This is a genomic window from Pseudomonas indica NBRC 103045, assembly GCF_002091635.1.
Classification (GTDB): domain Bacteria; phylum Pseudomonadota; class Gammaproteobacteria; order Pseudomonadales; family Pseudomonadaceae; genus Pseudomonas_M; species Pseudomonas_M indica.
In genome coordinates, this window is sequence record NZ_BDAC01000009.1 from 1 (window position 1) to 15,282 (window position 15,282).

General features: G+C 60.2%; 17 protein-coding genes. 9 read left to right on the forward strand and 8 right to left on the reverse strand.

The annotated features are described in order from the left end of the window. Nucleotides 1-93: 93 nt before the first annotated feature. Nucleotides 94-1,293: a tyrosine--tRNA ligase gene (gene tyrS, locus PIN01S_RS12170; RefSeq protein ID WP_084335941.1), complete on the reverse strand. Its 1,200-nt coding sequence runs from the start codon at nt 1,291-1,293 to the stop codon at nt 94-96. Between the two features lie 191 nt (nt 1,294-1,484). On the opposite strand from tyrS, the gene PIN01S_RS12175 reads away from it, so the two are divergent. Continuing rightward, complete coding sequence (locus PIN01S_RS12175; RefSeq protein WP_084335942.1) at nt 1,485-2,918, forward strand: peptidoglycan DD-metalloendopeptidase family protein; 1,434 nt, start codon at nt 1,485-1,487, stop codon at nt 2,916-2,918. A 4-nt stretch (nt 2,919-2,922) separates the two neighbouring features. Next, the gene (locus PIN01S_RS12180; protein WP_084335943.1) at nt 2,923-4,014 is read left to right on the forward strand and encodes an anhydro-N-acetylmuramic acid kinase; all 1,092 of its coding nucleotides are present in this window, start codon (nt 2,923-2,925) and stop codon (nt 4,012-4,014) included. A gap of 55 nt (nt 4,015-4,069) precedes the next feature. Here the strand turns inward: PIN01S_RS12180 and erpA are convergent, their stop codons facing one another. From erpA to argC, 4 genes are all read right to left on the reverse strand, one after another. Continuing rightward, on the reverse strand, nt 4,070-4,420 hold the full coding sequence (gene erpA, locus PIN01S_RS12185; protein ID WP_084335944.1) for an iron-sulfur cluster insertion protein ErpA: 351 nt from the start codon (nt 4,418-4,420) through the stop codon (nt 4,070-4,072). Between the two features lie 74 nt (nt 4,421-4,494). After that, on the reverse strand, nt 4,495-4,908 hold the full coding sequence (locus tag PIN01S_RS12190) for a bactofilin family protein (protein ID WP_084335945.1): 414 nt from the start codon (nt 4,906-4,908) through the stop codon (nt 4,495-4,497). A gap of 4 nt (nt 4,909-4,912) precedes the next feature. After that, the gene (locus PIN01S_RS12195) at nt 4,913-5,638 is read right to left on the reverse strand and encodes a DUF6776 family protein (RefSeq protein WP_084335946.1); all 726 of its coding nucleotides are present in this window, start codon (nt 5,636-5,638) and stop codon (nt 4,913-4,915) included. After that, nucleotides 5,638-6,672 (reverse strand): N-acetyl-gamma-glutamyl-phosphate reductase, encoded by a 1,035-nt coding sequence (gene argC, locus PIN01S_RS12200; RefSeq protein WP_084336119.1) that lies wholly within the window; start codon nt 6,670-6,672, stop codon nt 5,638-5,640. Before argC ends, PIN01S_RS12195 begins: the two co-directional genes overlap by 1 nt. A 132-nt stretch (nt 6,673-6,804) precedes the next feature. On the opposite strand from argC, the gene hemJ reads away from it, so the two are divergent. The 4 genes from hemJ to PIN01S_RS12220 all read left to right on the forward strand — a co-directional run bounded on the left by hemJ (nt 6,805) and on the right by PIN01S_RS12220 (nt 10,217). Next, nucleotides 6,805-7,233, forward strand: coding sequence for a protoporphyrinogen oxidase HemJ (gene hemJ / locus PIN01S_RS12205; RefSeq protein ID WP_084335947.1), 429 nt, complete (start codon nt 6,805-6,807; stop codon nt 7,231-7,233). A 13-nt stretch (nt 7,234-7,246) separates the two neighbouring features. Next, complete coding sequence (locus PIN01S_RS12210) at nt 7,247-8,227, forward strand: NAD(P)H-dependent flavin oxidoreductase (protein WP_084335948.1); 981 nt, start codon at nt 7,247-7,249, stop codon at nt 8,225-8,227. Nucleotides 8,228-8,329: 102 nt separating this feature from the next. After that, nucleotides 8,330-9,364 carry a DUF805 domain-containing protein gene (locus PIN01S_RS12215; protein ID WP_084335949.1) on the forward strand — a complete coding sequence of 345 codons (1,035 nt, stop codon included), beginning with the start codon at nt 8,330-8,332 and terminating at the stop codon, nt 9,362-9,364. 64 nt (nt 9,365-9,428) lie between these two features. Further along, nucleotides 9,429-10,217 (forward strand): SDR family NAD(P)-dependent oxidoreductase, encoded by a 789-nt coding sequence (locus PIN01S_RS12220; RefSeq protein ID WP_084335950.1) that lies wholly within the window; start codon nt 9,429-9,431, stop codon nt 10,215-10,217. Between the two features lie 9 nt (nt 10,218-10,226). Here the strand turns inward: PIN01S_RS12220 and PIN01S_RS12225 are convergent, their stop codons facing one another. Further along, on the reverse strand, nt 10,227-11,708 hold the full coding sequence (locus PIN01S_RS12225) for a Ycf46 family AAA ATPase (protein WP_084335951.1): 1,482 nt from the start codon (nt 11,706-11,708) through the stop codon (nt 10,227-10,229). A gap of 90 nt (nt 11,709-11,798) precedes the next feature. Between PIN01S_RS12225 and PIN01S_RS12230 the strand changes: the two genes are divergently transcribed. Together PIN01S_RS12230 and coq7 are read left to right on the forward strand one after the other, a co-directional pair. Further along, nucleotides 11,799-12,137, forward strand: a complete 339-nt coding sequence (locus tag PIN01S_RS12230; protein ID WP_084335952.1) for a histidine triad nucleotide-binding protein — start codon at nt 11,799-11,801, stop codon at nt 12,135-12,137. A 100-nt stretch (nt 12,138-12,237) separates the two neighbouring features. Next, entirely contained in the window at nt 12,238-12,885 is a 648-nt protein-coding gene (coq7, locus tag PIN01S_RS12235) for a 2-polyprenyl-3-methyl-6-methoxy-1,4-benzoquinone monooxygenase (protein WP_084335953.1), read from the forward strand. Nucleotides 12,886-12,958: 73 nt separating this feature from the next. Here coq7 and speD read toward each other — a convergent pair whose 3' ends face one another. Continuing rightward, the gene (gene speD / locus PIN01S_RS12240; protein ID WP_084335954.1) at nt 12,959-13,753 is read right to left on the reverse strand and encodes an adenosylmethionine decarboxylase; all 795 of its coding nucleotides are present in this window, start codon (nt 13,751-13,753) and stop codon (nt 12,959-12,961) included. Between the two features lie 219 nt (nt 13,754-13,972). Continuing rightward, nucleotides 13,973-14,395, reverse strand: a complete 423-nt coding sequence (locus PIN01S_RS12245; protein ID WP_084335955.1) for an OsmC family protein — start codon at nt 14,393-14,395, stop codon at nt 13,973-13,975. A 240-nt stretch (nt 14,396-14,635) separates the two neighbouring features. Between PIN01S_RS12245 and crp the strand changes: the two genes are divergently transcribed. Beyond that, nucleotides 14,636-15,280 (forward strand): cAMP-activated global transcriptional regulator CRP, encoded by a 645-nt coding sequence (crp, locus tag PIN01S_RS12250; protein ID WP_084335956.1) that lies wholly within the window; start codon nt 14,636-14,638, stop codon nt 15,278-15,280. Nucleotides 15,281-15,282 lie beyond the last annotated feature (2 nt).

Sequence of the window (15,282 nt, forward strand, 5' to 3'; positions counted from 1 at the left end):
CTCAACCCCTTGATTATCAAGAAGTTTTTCATCCAGGCTGCGCCGGAAGTGGCGCGCATTATAGAGCCATTCGAACAACCGTCAACGACTTTTTCACTCTGCCTTCAAGGTCACCCGCGCAAAAGACTTCTTGCCAGCCTGACAGACATGCACCTCACCCAAGCCAAAGACGAAGGAACGATCCACAACAGAACCGTCGACACGCACCCCTCCGACTCCAAGCAGATCACGGGCCATGGCCGCATTTTTCACCAAGCCCGCCTTATTGAGCACAGCCGCAATAGGCATATCCTCAGTCGATGTAATTTCAATTTCCGGCAAATCATCAGGCAGCTCGCCATCCTTCATTCGATTACCTGCCGAACGATGCGCACTCGCCGCAGCCTCCTCTCCATGGAAGCGCGCCACGATTTCCTCGGCAAGCTTGATCTTGATATCCCTCGGATTGGCGCCTTTCTCAACATGAACCTTGAACTCAGCGATTTCATCCATCGAGCGGAAGCTGAGCAGCTCGAAGTAACGCCACATTAATGCATCGGGAATCGATACCAGCTTGCTATACATGACGCCCGGCGCTTCCTGAATGCCAACGTAGTTCCCCAAGGACTTGGACATCTTCTTCACACCGTCCAACCCCTCGAGCAAAGGCATGGTGACGATGCATTGAGACTCCTGGCCGTAGGCACGCTGCAGCTCTCGCCCCATCAGCAGGTTGAACTTCTGATCCGTCCCTCCCAACTCAACGTCAGCCCGCAACGCAACCGAGTCGTACCCTTGAACCAAGGGATAGAGGAATTCATGAATGGCAATCGGCTGATTGCTGGAGTAGCGCTTACTGAAATCATCACGCTCCAGCATCCGAGCCACCGTGTACTGCGAAGCAAGCCGAATGAAATCCGCCGGACGAAGCGCATCCATCCAGGTCGAGTTGAACGCCACTTCGGTCTTGGCCGGATCCAGAATCTTGAACACCTGAGCCTTGTAGGTCTCAGCGTTCTCCAATACCTGCTCACGCGTCAGCGGCGGACGAGTGGCGCTCTTACCGCTGGGGTCGCCAATCATTCCGGTGAAGTCGCCAATCAGGAAGATGACCTGATGACCGAGTTCCTGGAACTGACGCAGCTTATTAATAAGCACCGTGTGCCCGAGGTGCAGGTCCGGCGCCGTCGGGTCGAACCCCGCCTTGATACGCAACGGCTGGCCACGCTTGAGCTTTTCAACCAGCTCGGATTCAACCAGGACCTCTTCCGCACCACGCTTGATCAGCGCGAGCTGCTCTTCAACCGACTTCATACAGGACTCGTTCAACTGCTCGACAGACGAAAGGGAACCAAACATACAAGATCGCTGACCAATTACAAGTTTTGCGCCTGCACAGGCCATCCAGCCGACCCTCTCAGCGCGAGGCAACCCAAGGGTTGCTTCCGAGCGCTTTTGGTTATATTTTATACAGTTATTTCATATTCCAAAAAACACCGGATGCCATGACGTATAAAGCACCCAAAGCTCCGCTCTACCCGAAAAGCCATTTGCTGGCTGCCAGCGGCGTAGCTGCGTTGCTCAGCCTGGCCTTGCTGGTGTTCCCCTCGCGTGAAGTCGAGGCGAAGAAGACCTACCTCTCCCTTGATCTGGACAACGGTTCCGAGCAGGTCATTCAGGAAAAAGACGATCTCCGACCGGAGCTGACCGAGCAGAAAGCGGAAAGCCCTCCGTTTGCCACGACCGAAGGCTCCGCAGAGAACCAGAACAGCGCCGAACAAGACGCGGACAAGGATGACGATACCGAGCAGGCCATTAGCGAAGCAGTTACCGATCCACGTCATAAATCCGTGACCGTGAGCAACGGCGACACGCTTTCCACCGTTTTCGCAAAGGTTGGGCTCCCTGCCACGACAGTTCATGAAGTCCTGAGCAGCGACAAAGAAGCCAAGCAACTGACTCGCCTCAAGGTTGGCCAGATCATCGACTTCACACTGGATGATTCCGGGCAGCTCGAAAACTTGCAGACGAAGCTGAGCGACCTGGAAAGTATCAGCTTGAGCCGGACGGAACAGAGCTATAGCTTCAAGCGCGATCTGACCAAGCCGGACATCCGCCCCACCTACGCCCACGGCGTAATCGACAGTTCGCTTTTCGTAGCAGCCAAGCGGGCCGGTCTGTCTCACAACTTGACCATGGATCTGGCCAATGTATTCGGTTACGACATCGACTTCGCTCTGGACATCCGTCGCGGCGACGAATTCGAAGTGATCTACGAAGAGAAAGTGGTCAACGGCAAGCAAGTCGGTCACGGCAGTATTCTCGCCGCCCGCTTCACCAACCGGGGCAAGACCTACACTGCGGTGCGCTATACCAACAAGCAAGGTACCACCAGCTACTACAACGCCGACGGCAACAGCATGCGCAAGGCGTTCATCCGGACCCCAGTGGATTTCGCCCGGATCAGCTCGCGCTTTTCCAATGGTCGTCGCCACCCGATCCTGAACAAGATTCGCGCTCATAAGGGTGTCGATTACGCTGCACCGCGTGGAACGCCAATCAAGAGCGCCGGTGATGGAAAGGTAATCCTGGCCGGTCGCAAGGGCGGCTATGGCAATACCGTGATCATCCAGCACGGTAATAGCTACCGCACCTTGTACGCTCATATGCAGGGCTTCGCCAAGGGCGTTCGTACCGGTAGCAGCGTCAAGCAGGGGCAAATCATTGGATACATCGGCACTACGGGCCTTTCCACTGGGCCGCACCTGCATTACGAGTTCCAGGTCAACGGCGTCCATGTCGACCCGCTCAGCCAGAAACTGCCCATGGCGGACCCGATTGCCGGCAACGACAAGCAGCGCTTCATGCAGATCAGCAAGCCGCTGATGGCACGCATGGATCAGGAAAAAGCCACCATGCTGGCCCAGAACAAGCGCTGACCATATGCCGCGCTATATAGGGGTGATGTCCGGTACCAGCCTGGACGGACTGGACATTGCCCTGATCGAACAAGCCGATCAAACCACCCTCCTCGCCACTCACTACCTTCCCATGCCAGCAGACTTACGCCGTGAGCTGCTGGCACTCTGCACCTCAGGCTCCGATGAGCTAGCTCGCGCCGCCATAGCCGAACAGCGATGGGTAGGGCTGGCCGCGGAAGGTATCTCGACTTTGCTACAGCAGCAGCGGCTGAAACCGCAGGACATCCGGGCAATTGGCAGCCACGGCCAGACCGTTCGCCACGAGCCAGCACGCGGCTTCACTATCCAGATCGGCAATCCGGCACTGCTCGCGGAACTGAGCGGCATTAGTGTCGTTGCGGACTTCCGCAGCCGGGACGTCGCCGCAGGCGGACAAGGCGCCCCCTTGGTACCCGCTTTCCACGAAGCGCTATTTGGAGGCTCAGATAGCGTTCGTGCCGTATTGAATGTCGGCGGGTTCAGCAACCTGAGCCTGCTGCAGCCTGGGCACTCCGTACGAGGCTTCGATTGCGGCCCGGGTAATGTACTAATGGATGCCTGGATTCACCGGCAGCGGGGAGAGAGCTACGACCGTGACGGCGCCTGGGCAGCCAGTGGGCGAGTCAACGCCCAGTTGCTTACCGCTCTGCTGAAGACCCCGTTCTTCCATACCCAGGGACCTAAAAGTACGGGACGCGAGCTGTTCAATCTTCCTTGGCTGGAAAACCTGCTCGCCAACATGCCCCCCCTTGCACCGGAAGATGTCCAGGCCACACTGCTGGAGCTGACTGTATCAAGCATCGCCGACGCGCTACTGGCTACGCAGCAGAACACCGAAAAGCTGCTGGTATGTGGAGGAGGCGCCCACAACAAGGCACTGATGACCAGACTCGCCGGCCGTCTGCCCGGCTGTGAGGTCAGCAGCACCGCAGAGCATGGCATCCCACCGGATTGGGTAGAAGCCATGGCTTTCGCCTGGCTGGCCCATTGCTGTCTGGAAGGCATTCCTGCCAACCGACCAAGCGTAACCGGCGCCCGGGGCCTGAGAGTACTCGGCGCGATCTACCCCGCCTGACCCCAAATAAAAAACGCCGCGCTAAAGCGCGGCGTTCTGGTCAATTCAATCACCTTCAGATCGAGAAGGATTGTCCACAGCCACAGGTCGTTGCCGCATTCGGGTTGTTGATAACGAAGCGCGAACCTTCCAGCCCTTCCTGGTAATCGACTTCCGCACCGGCGAGATACTGGAAGCTCATGGGATCGACCACCAGGCTGACGCCCTCGCGCTCGACGATGGTATCGTCCTCAGCGATGTCTTCGTCGAATGTGAAACCGTACTGGAAGCCGGAACACCCGCCCCCTGTGACGAAGACACGGAGCTTCAAGCGGGGATTGCCTTCTTCATCGATCAGGCTCTTCACCTTGCTCGCCGCCCCTTGTGTGAACAACAAGGGAGTGGGGGTGAAGGTTTCGACACTCATGCTGCTAGTCTCCCGGCGCGATACGCCATACCACTTTGGCCCGCATTATCCACTTACCCTACAAAAGCGGTCAACTATTGATCAGCTTCGAGGCTCGCAGGCAGCTCCAGTATTCTGGGCGTTCCATCCTTGACGTGGCACAACCGCCCCTCGATCTGGGCTCCCATGGCCATTTCCATCAGACCGTAATGCAGATTACCGCGAACACGGGCACGCGCTCCGAGCTCGAGGTGCTCGCTAGCATAGACGTCTCCGATCACTTCGCCATCCAGGATGACATGGGGTGCCCGAATCTCACCTTGGACCTGCCCCTCGACACTGACACGAACCAGCCCCTCGGTAGCGAGCAAGTTGCCGGACAAGCGCCCATCCACCTGAACCGCGCCTTGGAAACGCATATCGCCGATCAGCTCGGCTCCGGCAGCAATCACACTGGTTCTTCCACTGAACTTCTGGATGTCCGCCTTGGGTTTAGCCTTGTTCCACATAGAGTTATTTATCCTCGTCGATCCACTTGAATGTGCGCTCCAATGGCTGCCGCTGGCCTTTGACCTCAGCGCGCACTTTGACCTGACGGGGTTCGAAGCCCTCAGGCAATTCCAACACCGCGAACCGGCCACCTTCCGGAAACGCCTGGAAATGCTTGAAAGCGAAAGGAATGGCCTTTTCGGCCAACTCGTCGGACAAGTCTGACAGTTCCAGGCTGACATCCTTGCCGTTTTGCAGCCCTTGCACCGTTATGTGCAGTTGCCCCTCCAGTGGTTTGTCATCCTTGCCCACCCGGCTGAGAAGCGCTTTGTAGCGGAATTGCCGGGAATTATCCGTGGTGTGTAACTCAAAGGCACGGATACGCAGCCCTTCTCGACGACTGGCCGGAGCCAGCACCCCTTTATAAAAAGCCAGATCCTGTTGCAGTTTGAAGATTTGCTCTTCGAGCAACTTGATGGTTAGCCGGTTCTGCTCGTTGGCCTGCTGGCCGAGGCGCTCGCCGCTAGCCACCACGGCCAGTCGCTGGCGCAACTGCTCTATATCGTGCTCCTGCTCTGCCAGCCGCATCAGAAGAGCCTGACGCTGATCCAGCGTCTCGCGTACGTCACGAGCCGTCCACCACTGCCCAGCCCAGAAGGCGGCTGGCACGGCGATCAACAATATGAGCAGCGCCAGCCGCAGGAAACGCTCGCGGCGAGGATCGGTGAAGCGGACCTCCCAGCCTGCCATCAGGGCAGTAGAGCAGCGTGGGACAGTCCAAGACGCTCATCGAGCCCGAAGAGAATGTTCATATTCTGTACCGCCTGCCCGGACGCCCCCTTGACCAGGTTATCGATCACCGAAAGCACGACGACCAGATCACCACCCTGCGGCCGATGCACGGCAATCCGGCAGACATTGGCACCACGCACGCTTCTCGTCTCGGGATGGCTGCCCGCCGGCATGACATCGACGAACGGCTCGTTGGCATAGCGCTGCTCGAACAGGCTCTGCAGATCGACCGATTTGTCGGCAACGGTCGCATAGAGGGTGGCATGAATGCCGCGGATCATCGGGGTCAGGTGCGGTACGAAGGTCAGGCCGACGTCGCCCTTCGCAGCACGCCGCAAGCCTTGGCTGATTTCCGGCAGGTGGCGGTGTCCTTTGACTGAATAGGCCATCATGCTCTCACCGGCCTCGCAGAACAGCGAACCCACTTTTGCACCGCGACCGGCACCGCTGACGCCGGACTTGCAGTCGGCGATCAGGTGCGACGTATCGGCCAACCCCGCCTCAAGCAGCGGAATCAGGCCCAACTGGGTTGCAGTGGGATAGCAGCCCGGAACGGCAATGAGCCGGGCATTGCGAATCTGTTCGCGATTGACCTCGGGCAGTCCGTAAACGGCCTCAGGGAGCAGATCCGGGGCGCCGTGCGGCTGGCCATACCACTTCGCCCACTCCTCCGCATCCTGCAAGCGGAAGTCGGCAGACAGATCGATCACCCGCGTCCCGGCATTCAGTAGTTCGCCGGCAAGAGCATGGGCAACGCCATGCGGCGTGGCGAAAAACACCACATCACAGGCGCCCAGCGTGGCCGTGTCCGGGACGCTGAATGCCAAGTCGTCATAATGGCCGCGCAGGTTCGGATACATATCGGCGACTTTCACCCCGGCCTCGGAGCGCGAGGTGATCACCGTCACTTCAGCCTGCGGATGCTGCGCCAGCAGGCGCAGCAGCTCCACTCCGGTATATCCCGTGCCGCCGACGATACCGACCTTGACCATAATGCGCCCCTTGAACGAAACCATTGGAAAGCTGCCGATGATAAAGCTGCTTCGGTCACGGGCCAACAGCCAGGATGACGGTTGACCACCCAGCCTCTACTATCGCGTCACATTGTCGAAGGAAGCTCGCGCATGCTCTACCTGTGGCTCAAAGCCCTGCACATCATCGCCATGGTCTGCTGGTTCGCAGGCCTGTTCTATCTGCCGAGGCTGTTCGTGTATCACGCGATGAGCGAGGACGCCCCCAGCCGGGAGCGTTTCTGCATCATGGAACGCAAACTTTATCGAGGCATCATGATGCCCTCGATGATCGCCACGCTGGTCTTCGGCATCTGGTTGATCAGCCTCAATCCGGGCTATTACTTCAGCCAGGGCTGGCTGCATGCCAAGCTCATCCTGGTCGTCCTGCTGATTGGATATCACCATGTCTGCGGCGCCCAGTTGAAGCGCTTCGCGCGCGGCGAGAACGCCCGCAGCCATGTGTTCTACCGCTGGTTCAACGAAGTACCGGTGCTTTTCCTGCTTGCCATCGTGATCCTGGTAATCGTCCGACCTTTCTGACCCGAGGTGCGCCATGTCGCTTCCCGCTCAGCTCGAACAACACCTACGCCTGCCCTTGGTCGCAGCCCCGATGTTCTTGGTTTCCAATCCGAAACTGGTCCTGGCCTGCTGCGAGCAAGGAATCGTCGGCAGCTTTCCCGCCCTGAACCAACGGGAAAGCAGCGGCTTCAAGGCCTGGCTGGAGGAGATCGAAGCGGACCTGGCGACTCTGCCGCAGGCCGCCCCGTACGCGGTGAACCTGATCGTTCATCAGAGCAACCCACGCTTGCGCGCAGATCTGGAGCTCTGTGTCGAGCACAAGGTGCCCATCGTGATCACCAGTCTCGGCGCGGTAAAGGAAGTAGTGGACGCGGTACACGGCTACGGCGGCTTGGTGTTCCACGACGTCACCACCAGGCGCCATGCGGAAAAAGCCGCCGAAGCCGGAGTCGACGGGTTGATCGCCGTGGCCGCAGGCGCCGGCGGGCATGCCGGAACCTGGAGCCCATTTGCCCTGGTCGCCGAGATTCGCCAGTTCTTCGACAAGACGTTGCTGCTGGCCGGCTGCCTGAACCATGGCCACGAAATCCTCGCCACCCAAGTGCTCGGCGCCGACCTGGCCTATCTCGGCACACGCTTCATCGCCACCCGGGAAAGCAATGCCGAGCTGGCCTACAAGCAGTTGATCCTCGATGCCAAGGCTGCCGACATCGTCCATACGCCAGCGGTATCCGGCGTACCGGCCAGCTTCATGCGCCAGAGCCTGGAAGCTGCCGGTTACGACATGGCCCGTCTGAACGACAAGGGCGATATCAATTACGGTGAGAAGCTCAAACCGCTGAACGATGAGGCCAAGGCCTGGAAAACCGTGTGGTCGGCGGGCCAGGGCGTCGGCGATATCCATGATGTGCCGACCGTAGCGGAATTGGTCGCCCGCCTGGATGCCGAGTACCGGCAGGCGCTGTCCCGTGTGGCACAGTTGTCCGATCGATGGCCGGGCAGCCGGAACCGCTAAAAACAGAGACTCTCTGCACAAAAATTGTGTGATCGGTCGCTTGTCTGGCTACTGACGACCCCATTACGCTGTGCTTCTCATCTCGCCGACAGGGAAGCCCGCATGTCCGAAGCCCGTTACAAGATCGTCTTCAACGGTGAAGTGATGCCTGAAATGGCATTGGATACCGTCAAGGACAATCTCGCCCGCCTGTTCAAGAGCGACCGCGCGAAGATCGACAACCTGTTCAGCGGCAGTGCCGTTGCACTGAAGCGGGACCTTCCCGAAAGCGAGGCCGACAAATATCTGACCGCCCTGCAGCGAGCCGGCGTCAAGGTCCGCAAGGAGCCGGATCAGGCTGCCTCGCTGTCCTTGGTGGAGACCGACGATCATCGCCCCGTCGAGGCCGCCCCATCTACCAGCACAGCCCGGATGAAATGTCCCAAGTGCGGCCATGAGCAACCCCAGGCCGCCGAATGCTCGGCCTGCGGCATCATCATCGAAAAGTACTTGGCCCGTCAGGCGCAGCTCGAAAAGACCGCGCCGGCCGCCTCCCCTTCGCCCTACGCACCACCACAAGCTCAGGTAGGCGAGGAGCTGCCGGAATTCGGAGAGCTCAAGGTCTTCACCACCAATGGACGAATCGGTCGCCTGCGCTATCTGGCCTGGTCGTTGGTCATGACCCTCGCAGCCGCCGGTCTTCTGGGTATCGCTGCCGCCGGATTCGCCATCGCCGATACGGTTGGCATCCTGCTGATGTCGCTGGTGTTCATCGGCCTGTTAGTGGTCAGCGTCCAGATTGGCGTCCAGCGTCTGCACGACATCGGCTGGTCGGGCTGGCTGTTCCTGCTCAACCTGGTACCTATCGTCGGCTCCGTCTTCCCCTTGCTGATGCTGATCATTCCGGGTACTGCCGGCGCTAACCGCTACGGCCCGCCGCAGCCGCCGAACAGCACGGCAGTCAAGGTGCTTGCCTCGCTCTGGTTGGTTCTGCTGGCGCTGATTTTCATTTTCGCGATCGCCGGAGGCCTGGGCATGCTGGAAACCATGACCGGCTTCGGAAGCGATTACGATATGCCCAGCGACTACAGTTACGACCCGGAAGCGGCCGACCCCGCCGCCGCAGCACCGGAATGGGACGCCGCCGAAGAAGAGTGAAGTCCTGCCGTAACTCGAAGCGACCGGCGCGGTCCAACGCCGGTCGTTTCCCGGAGAACCTGCAATGCCCCGCTACGCCCTGATCACCGGAGCCTCCAGCGGCCTGGGACTGGCCCTGGCCGAAGCGCTGGCGCGCCGAGGGCGGAATCTGCTGCTGGTCGCCCGTGCCCGCACTGCATTGGAAAGTGTGGCCTGCGAGTTGACCCAGCGCTTCGGTGTCGAAGTGCTCTTTCGTGTCTGCGACCTGAGCGAGCCCTTGCAGCTCTCCGGGCTGCTGCATGAACTGGAGCAGGGCGAGCGGCAGATCGATCTGCTGGTGAACGACGCCGGACTTGGTGTGTCGGGCCCGTTCATCGAGCAGGACTGGGGACGCCTCCAGGAACAGATCGAAGTGAACGTGCTGGCATTGACCCGTCTCTGCCACGCCTTCGGCCAGAACATGGCCGAGCGCGGCGGCGGCCAGATTCTCAATGTCGCCGCACTCGACGCCTTTCACCCCGGCGCCTGGATGAGCAGCTACCACGCCAGCAAAGCCTACGTGCTGAACTTCTCCGAAGGGCTTCGCGACGAACTGAAGTCCAGGGGCGTGAAGGTGTCGGTCCTCTGTCCCGGCCCCATTCGTACCGCATTCAGGGACAAGGGCGGTATCGCTGCGAATGATCTCTCTACCTGCAAACGAGCGCTCAGTGCGGAAGAGGTCGCACTGGTTGCCGTTCGGGCGCTGGAGAAGAACCAGGCGATCATCGTTCCGGGCTGGCGCAATCGATTGCTGGGCCTGTCGTTTCGACTGGCGCCGCGCTGGCTGGTCAATCGCCTGGCCGCACGGCGCAATCGTCTGGCAATGGCCGGCTGAACATAGCCATCACCCCGCCTCGACCGCCCTTCCCCTGGCCCATGCCCGCAAGGCAGCCAACTGCTCGGCCATCACTACCGACAAGGGAGCGGTACCCTGGATGGCCTGCAGCAAAAGCGCCTGATCCACGCTCTGTTGCCGCGCCTGGCTGGCATACAGGGCGCTGACCACCACCTGTTCGATCTCCGCTCCAGTGAACCCTTCGCTGACTGCCGCCAGCTCGGCCAGATCGAAGGTCTCCGCATCGAGTTCTCGGCGCGCCAGATGAATCCGGAAGATGTCCGCACGTACCGACGGATCCGGCAGATCGACGAAAAACAGCTCATCGAAGCGCCCCTTGCGCACCAGCTCGGGTGGCAGGCGATCGATGGCATTGGCCGTCGCCACCATGAACACCGGCGCCTTTCGCTCGGCCATCCAGGTCAGCAAAGTACCAAGCACCCGCTGACTGACACCGCCATCCTGCTCGCCGGTAGCCAGGCCTTTCTCCACCTCGTCCATCCACAACACGCACGGCGCCATCTGCTCGGCCAGGCGCAAGGCCTCTCGCAGATTGCGCTCGGTCTCGCCGAAGAACTTGTTGTACAGACAGGCGAAATCCAGACGCAGCAATGGCAACCCCCAGAGCCCGGCCACTGCCTTCGCCGCCAGGCTCTTGCCACCACCCTGGACACCGACCAGCAGCACCCCCTTGGGGGCATCCACCGTCTTACCGTCGAGAAATGCGCTCTGCCGCTCGGCCAGCCAGCGCTTGAGATTGGCCAAGCCACCTACGTCAGCAAAACGCGCGGTGTCGTATTCGAAACTCAGCACACCCTCCAGATCCAGCAATTGGAACTTGGTGCGATTGAGTTCCGGCAGGTCTTCCTGGGTGATTGCGCCATCGTCGCAGATCACGTTGCGAGCCAATGCGCGCGCTTCGGCATGGCTGGCACCGCGCAGGTTCTTCACCACCTGCTGCAAGGTCCGATTGTCCGTGCGCACCCGGTTGCCATGATTGCGTTCGCTCCAGCGCGCCGCCTCCTCGCGGACGATCGCCAGCAGCTCTTCTTCCGTTGGCAAGGCCAAGGAGAAACGTGCCGCGTAGCGCTGCACCTCCGCCGGCAGCTTCAAGGCATGGGAAACCAGGACGACCGTGGGCTTGTGTGCCCCATCGGCCATCGCCACCTCCTTGAGCAAACGGACCAGGCGGGGATTGTCGGAAAGAAAAGGATGCAGATCGCACAACACGTACAGGTTGGGTTGCGGATCATGCTTGATCAGCTTGAGTGCGGTCTCGGGCTCGCGCGTATCCCCCTCGCTCTCCATCGCGCCCCCAAAACCGAAGCGCTGCAGCCCCTCGGTAACCGACCAGACATGCAGGCCCAGCCCTCGCTTGACCGCGAGCCCGGTGAGCATTTCCAGCACCCGCGATTCGTCCCAGGACTCGATCACCACCAGCTTGACCTTGGAATCCAGCACCAGGCCCAGATCATGGATATCGTTCTTCACTCTCGCTCCTTGTGATACCGCCCGAGACTGGCCGGGCAACCTTCGCCCCGTTAAACTCGGGGCTTCTGATAACAGACCGGGAGACTGTCCGTGGACTGTCTGTTCTGCAAGATCGTCGCCGGGGAAATCCCCGCGCGCAAGCTCTATGAAGACGAGCAGGTCGTCGCCTTTCATGACATCGGCCCGCAGGCGCCCGTGCACTTCCTCGTCATTCCGAAGAAGCACATCGCGACCCTCAACGACCTGAGCGAAGACGACAAGGCCCTCGCCGGCCACATTCTCTTCACCGCACAACGTCTGGCCAGGGAGCAAGGCTGCGAGGCCGGCTTCCGCCTAGTGATGAACTGCAACGAACAAGGTGGCCAGACGGTCTATCACATTCACATGCATGTCCTCGGCCAACGCCAGATGCACTGGCCGCCGGGCTGACGGCCATGCCATGCGGGACCGGGCTTGCGCATGACCGCGGTCAAGACCGGTCCCGGCGATTCCAGTACACTGCGCCGGCAGAACCCTTGCGGAGGTGCCCATGGCCACCGAACGTCACTACTCCCCTGTCGACCGCCTGCTGCTGCAGGCAGACGCCGCGCTGCGCACCTTGCTGCCTTTCAGCGGCCAGCCCTATCGCCCCTCGCCGGGTATCGTCCAGCCGGACGCCGAACTGAACGAGAGCGACGCCCGCCACGTGGCCGGCCTGATGCGCATCAATCACACGGGGGAAGTCTGTGCCCAGGCCCTCTACCAGGGGCAGGCGCTGACCGCCAAGCTTCCCGAAGTGCGCAGTGCCATGGAACAGGCAGCCGACGAGGAAATCGACCACCTGGCCTGGTGCGAGCAACGGATTCGTGAGCTGGGCAGCCACCCCAGCGTACTCAACCCCCTGTTCTATGGTTTGTCCTTCGGCGTGGGCGCCATGGCAGGATTGATCAGCGACAGAGTAAGCCTGGGTTTCGTCGCCGCCACCGAGGACCAGGTCTGCAAGCATCTGGACGAGCATCTCGACCAGTTGCCTCAGGAAGACCGCAAGTCACGGGCCATTCTCGAACAGATGCGCATCGACGAGGAACAACACTCCACCGCCGCGCTGGAAGCGGGCGGGCTTCGTTTCCCCGCGCCGGTGAAATTCGGCATGACGCTCCTGTCCAAGGTCATGACCAAGAGCACCTACCGGATATAACGCCGCAGCAGCCGGATAAAAAGAAGGGCGCCATGGGCGCCCTTCTTCATTCCATTCGGTACGTGCAACGTCATCAGCGTGGCATGTTCCGCCCGTAGAAGATTTCCAACATCTCGTGCTTCAGGCGCTGGGTGACCTGTTCGCGCTGCTCCGCGGAAAGATTGCTGGCCGCATCGCCGAACAGATAGTTGTCCAGGTCGAAGTCCTTCAACAGCATCTTGGTGTGGAACAGGTTCTCCTGGTACACGTTCACGTCGGTCATCTGGTAGGCCTCGCGCGTGTCCTCGGACAGGTACTTCTGGATCGAATTGATCTCATGATCGATGAAGTGCTTGCGGCCTTCGACGTCACGGGTGAACCCACGAACCCGGTAGTCGACCGTGACGATGTCCGAATCGAACTGGTGGATCAGGTAGTTCAATGCCTTCAGCGGCGAGATCACCCCGCAGGTGGAAACGTCGATATCCACACGGAACGTCGCGATACCGTCCACCGGATGGATTTCCGGATAGGTATGCACGGTGATATGGCTTTTATCCAGATGCGCCAGGATGGTTTCCGGCAGCGGGCCGGGCGATTCCTCGATCTGGCTTTCGGTGGGCGTCACCGGTTGCTCGGAGATCAGGATGGTTACGCTGGCGCCCTGCGGGTCGTAGTCCTGACGGGCAATGTTCAGGATGTTGGCGCCGATGATATCCACGACATCGGTGAGAATCTGGGTCAGACGCTCGGCATCGTATTCTTCGTCGATGTACTGCACGTAGGCCTGAAGGTCCTCCGGCGTCTCGGCGTAACAGATGTCGTAGATGTTGAAGCTCAAGGTCTTCGTCAGGTTGTTGAACCCGTGGAGCTTGAGTTTGCTTTTCACCGTAGGAAACTCTCTGTGTATGCGGCTCTGCCGCGTGATTGAGCATGCCCGTCAGATGCGAACGACGCGTCTGCGTAGGACGGTTAACACCTCTTCGCGTTGGCGATTGTGGTCGTTTGGTCGGAGGCTCGGAGCCCCCTGAAAATGGGGGCGCATTATGCAGAGGAGCGGCGTCCTCCGCCAGAGTTTGCGCCCGTTTTGTGATGGCCGGATGTCGGCTCAGCCCAGTTCGACGATCTCGTAATCGTGGGTGATTTCGACGCCGGCACGCCCCAGCATGATGGAGGCCGAGCAGTATTTCTCCGCCGACAGCTCTACCGCGCGCTTTACTTGGGCTTCCTTGAGGCCGCGACCCTTGACGACGAAGTGCACGTGGATCTTGGTGAACACCTTGGGATCTTCGCTGGCCCGCTCGGCCTCCAGAAACGCCTCGCAGCTTTCCACCGGCTGCCGGGACTTCTTCAGGATGCTCACCACGTCGAAATTGGTACAACCACCCAGGCCGAGCAGCAGCATCTCCATCGGCCGCACCCCGAGGTTGCGTCCACCGTTCTCCGGCGGCCCATCCATGACAACGGCATGGCCGCTACCGGACTCGCCAACGAAAAGGGCCTCGCCAGCCCACTGGATACGTGCTTTCATCGCTGGATTCCGCTATATGAAAAAGGTGCGCTAGCTTATCACAAGGCCCTTCGGGGCCCCTGCGGGACAGCGAAGTGACAAAAAAGTGCCACCCAGGTGTTAGCTGGATCGCAATTTCACATGGACTGAGCAGGCGCGTCTGTTAAGCTGGCGCCGGATTACTGGCACACTTGGCCGGACAACTATAAGAAATTGCCTGTTGGACAAGGGCTTATCCTTTTTATTTTTCGGGACTCGGGCATGGTTGCGATCACCCTTACACCTAAAATCAAGCACCTCGACAAACTCCTCGCGCATTGTCACCGCCGCCGCTACACGGCAAAGAGCACCATCATTTATGCGGGCGATCGATGCGAAACCCTCTACTTCATCATCAAGGGATCGGTCACCATCCTCATCGAGGATGACGACGGTCGCGAGATGATCATCGCCTATCTCAACTCTGGAGATTTCTTCGGTGAGATGGGGCTGTTCGAAAAGGAAGGCTCGGAGAAGGAACGTAGCGCCTGGGTGCGCGCGAAAACCGAGTGCGAAGTGGCGGAACTCAGCTATGCCAAGTTCCGCGAACTGACCCAACAGGACCCGGATATCCTCTACGCACTCGGTAGTCAGATGGCCGAACGCCTGCGCAACACCACGCGCAAGGTCGGCGACCTGGCATTCCTCGACGTCACCGGCCGTGTCGCCCGCACCCTGCTGGACCTGTGCCGGCAGCCGGACGCCATGACCCACCCCGACGGCATGCAGATCAAGATCACCCGCCAGGAAATCGGCCGCATCGTCGGTTGCTCGCGGGAAATGGTCGGTCGTGTTCTGAAAAGCCTCGAGGAGCAGGGGCTGGTACACGTCAAGGGCAAGACCATGGTGGTCTACGGTACCCGCTGACG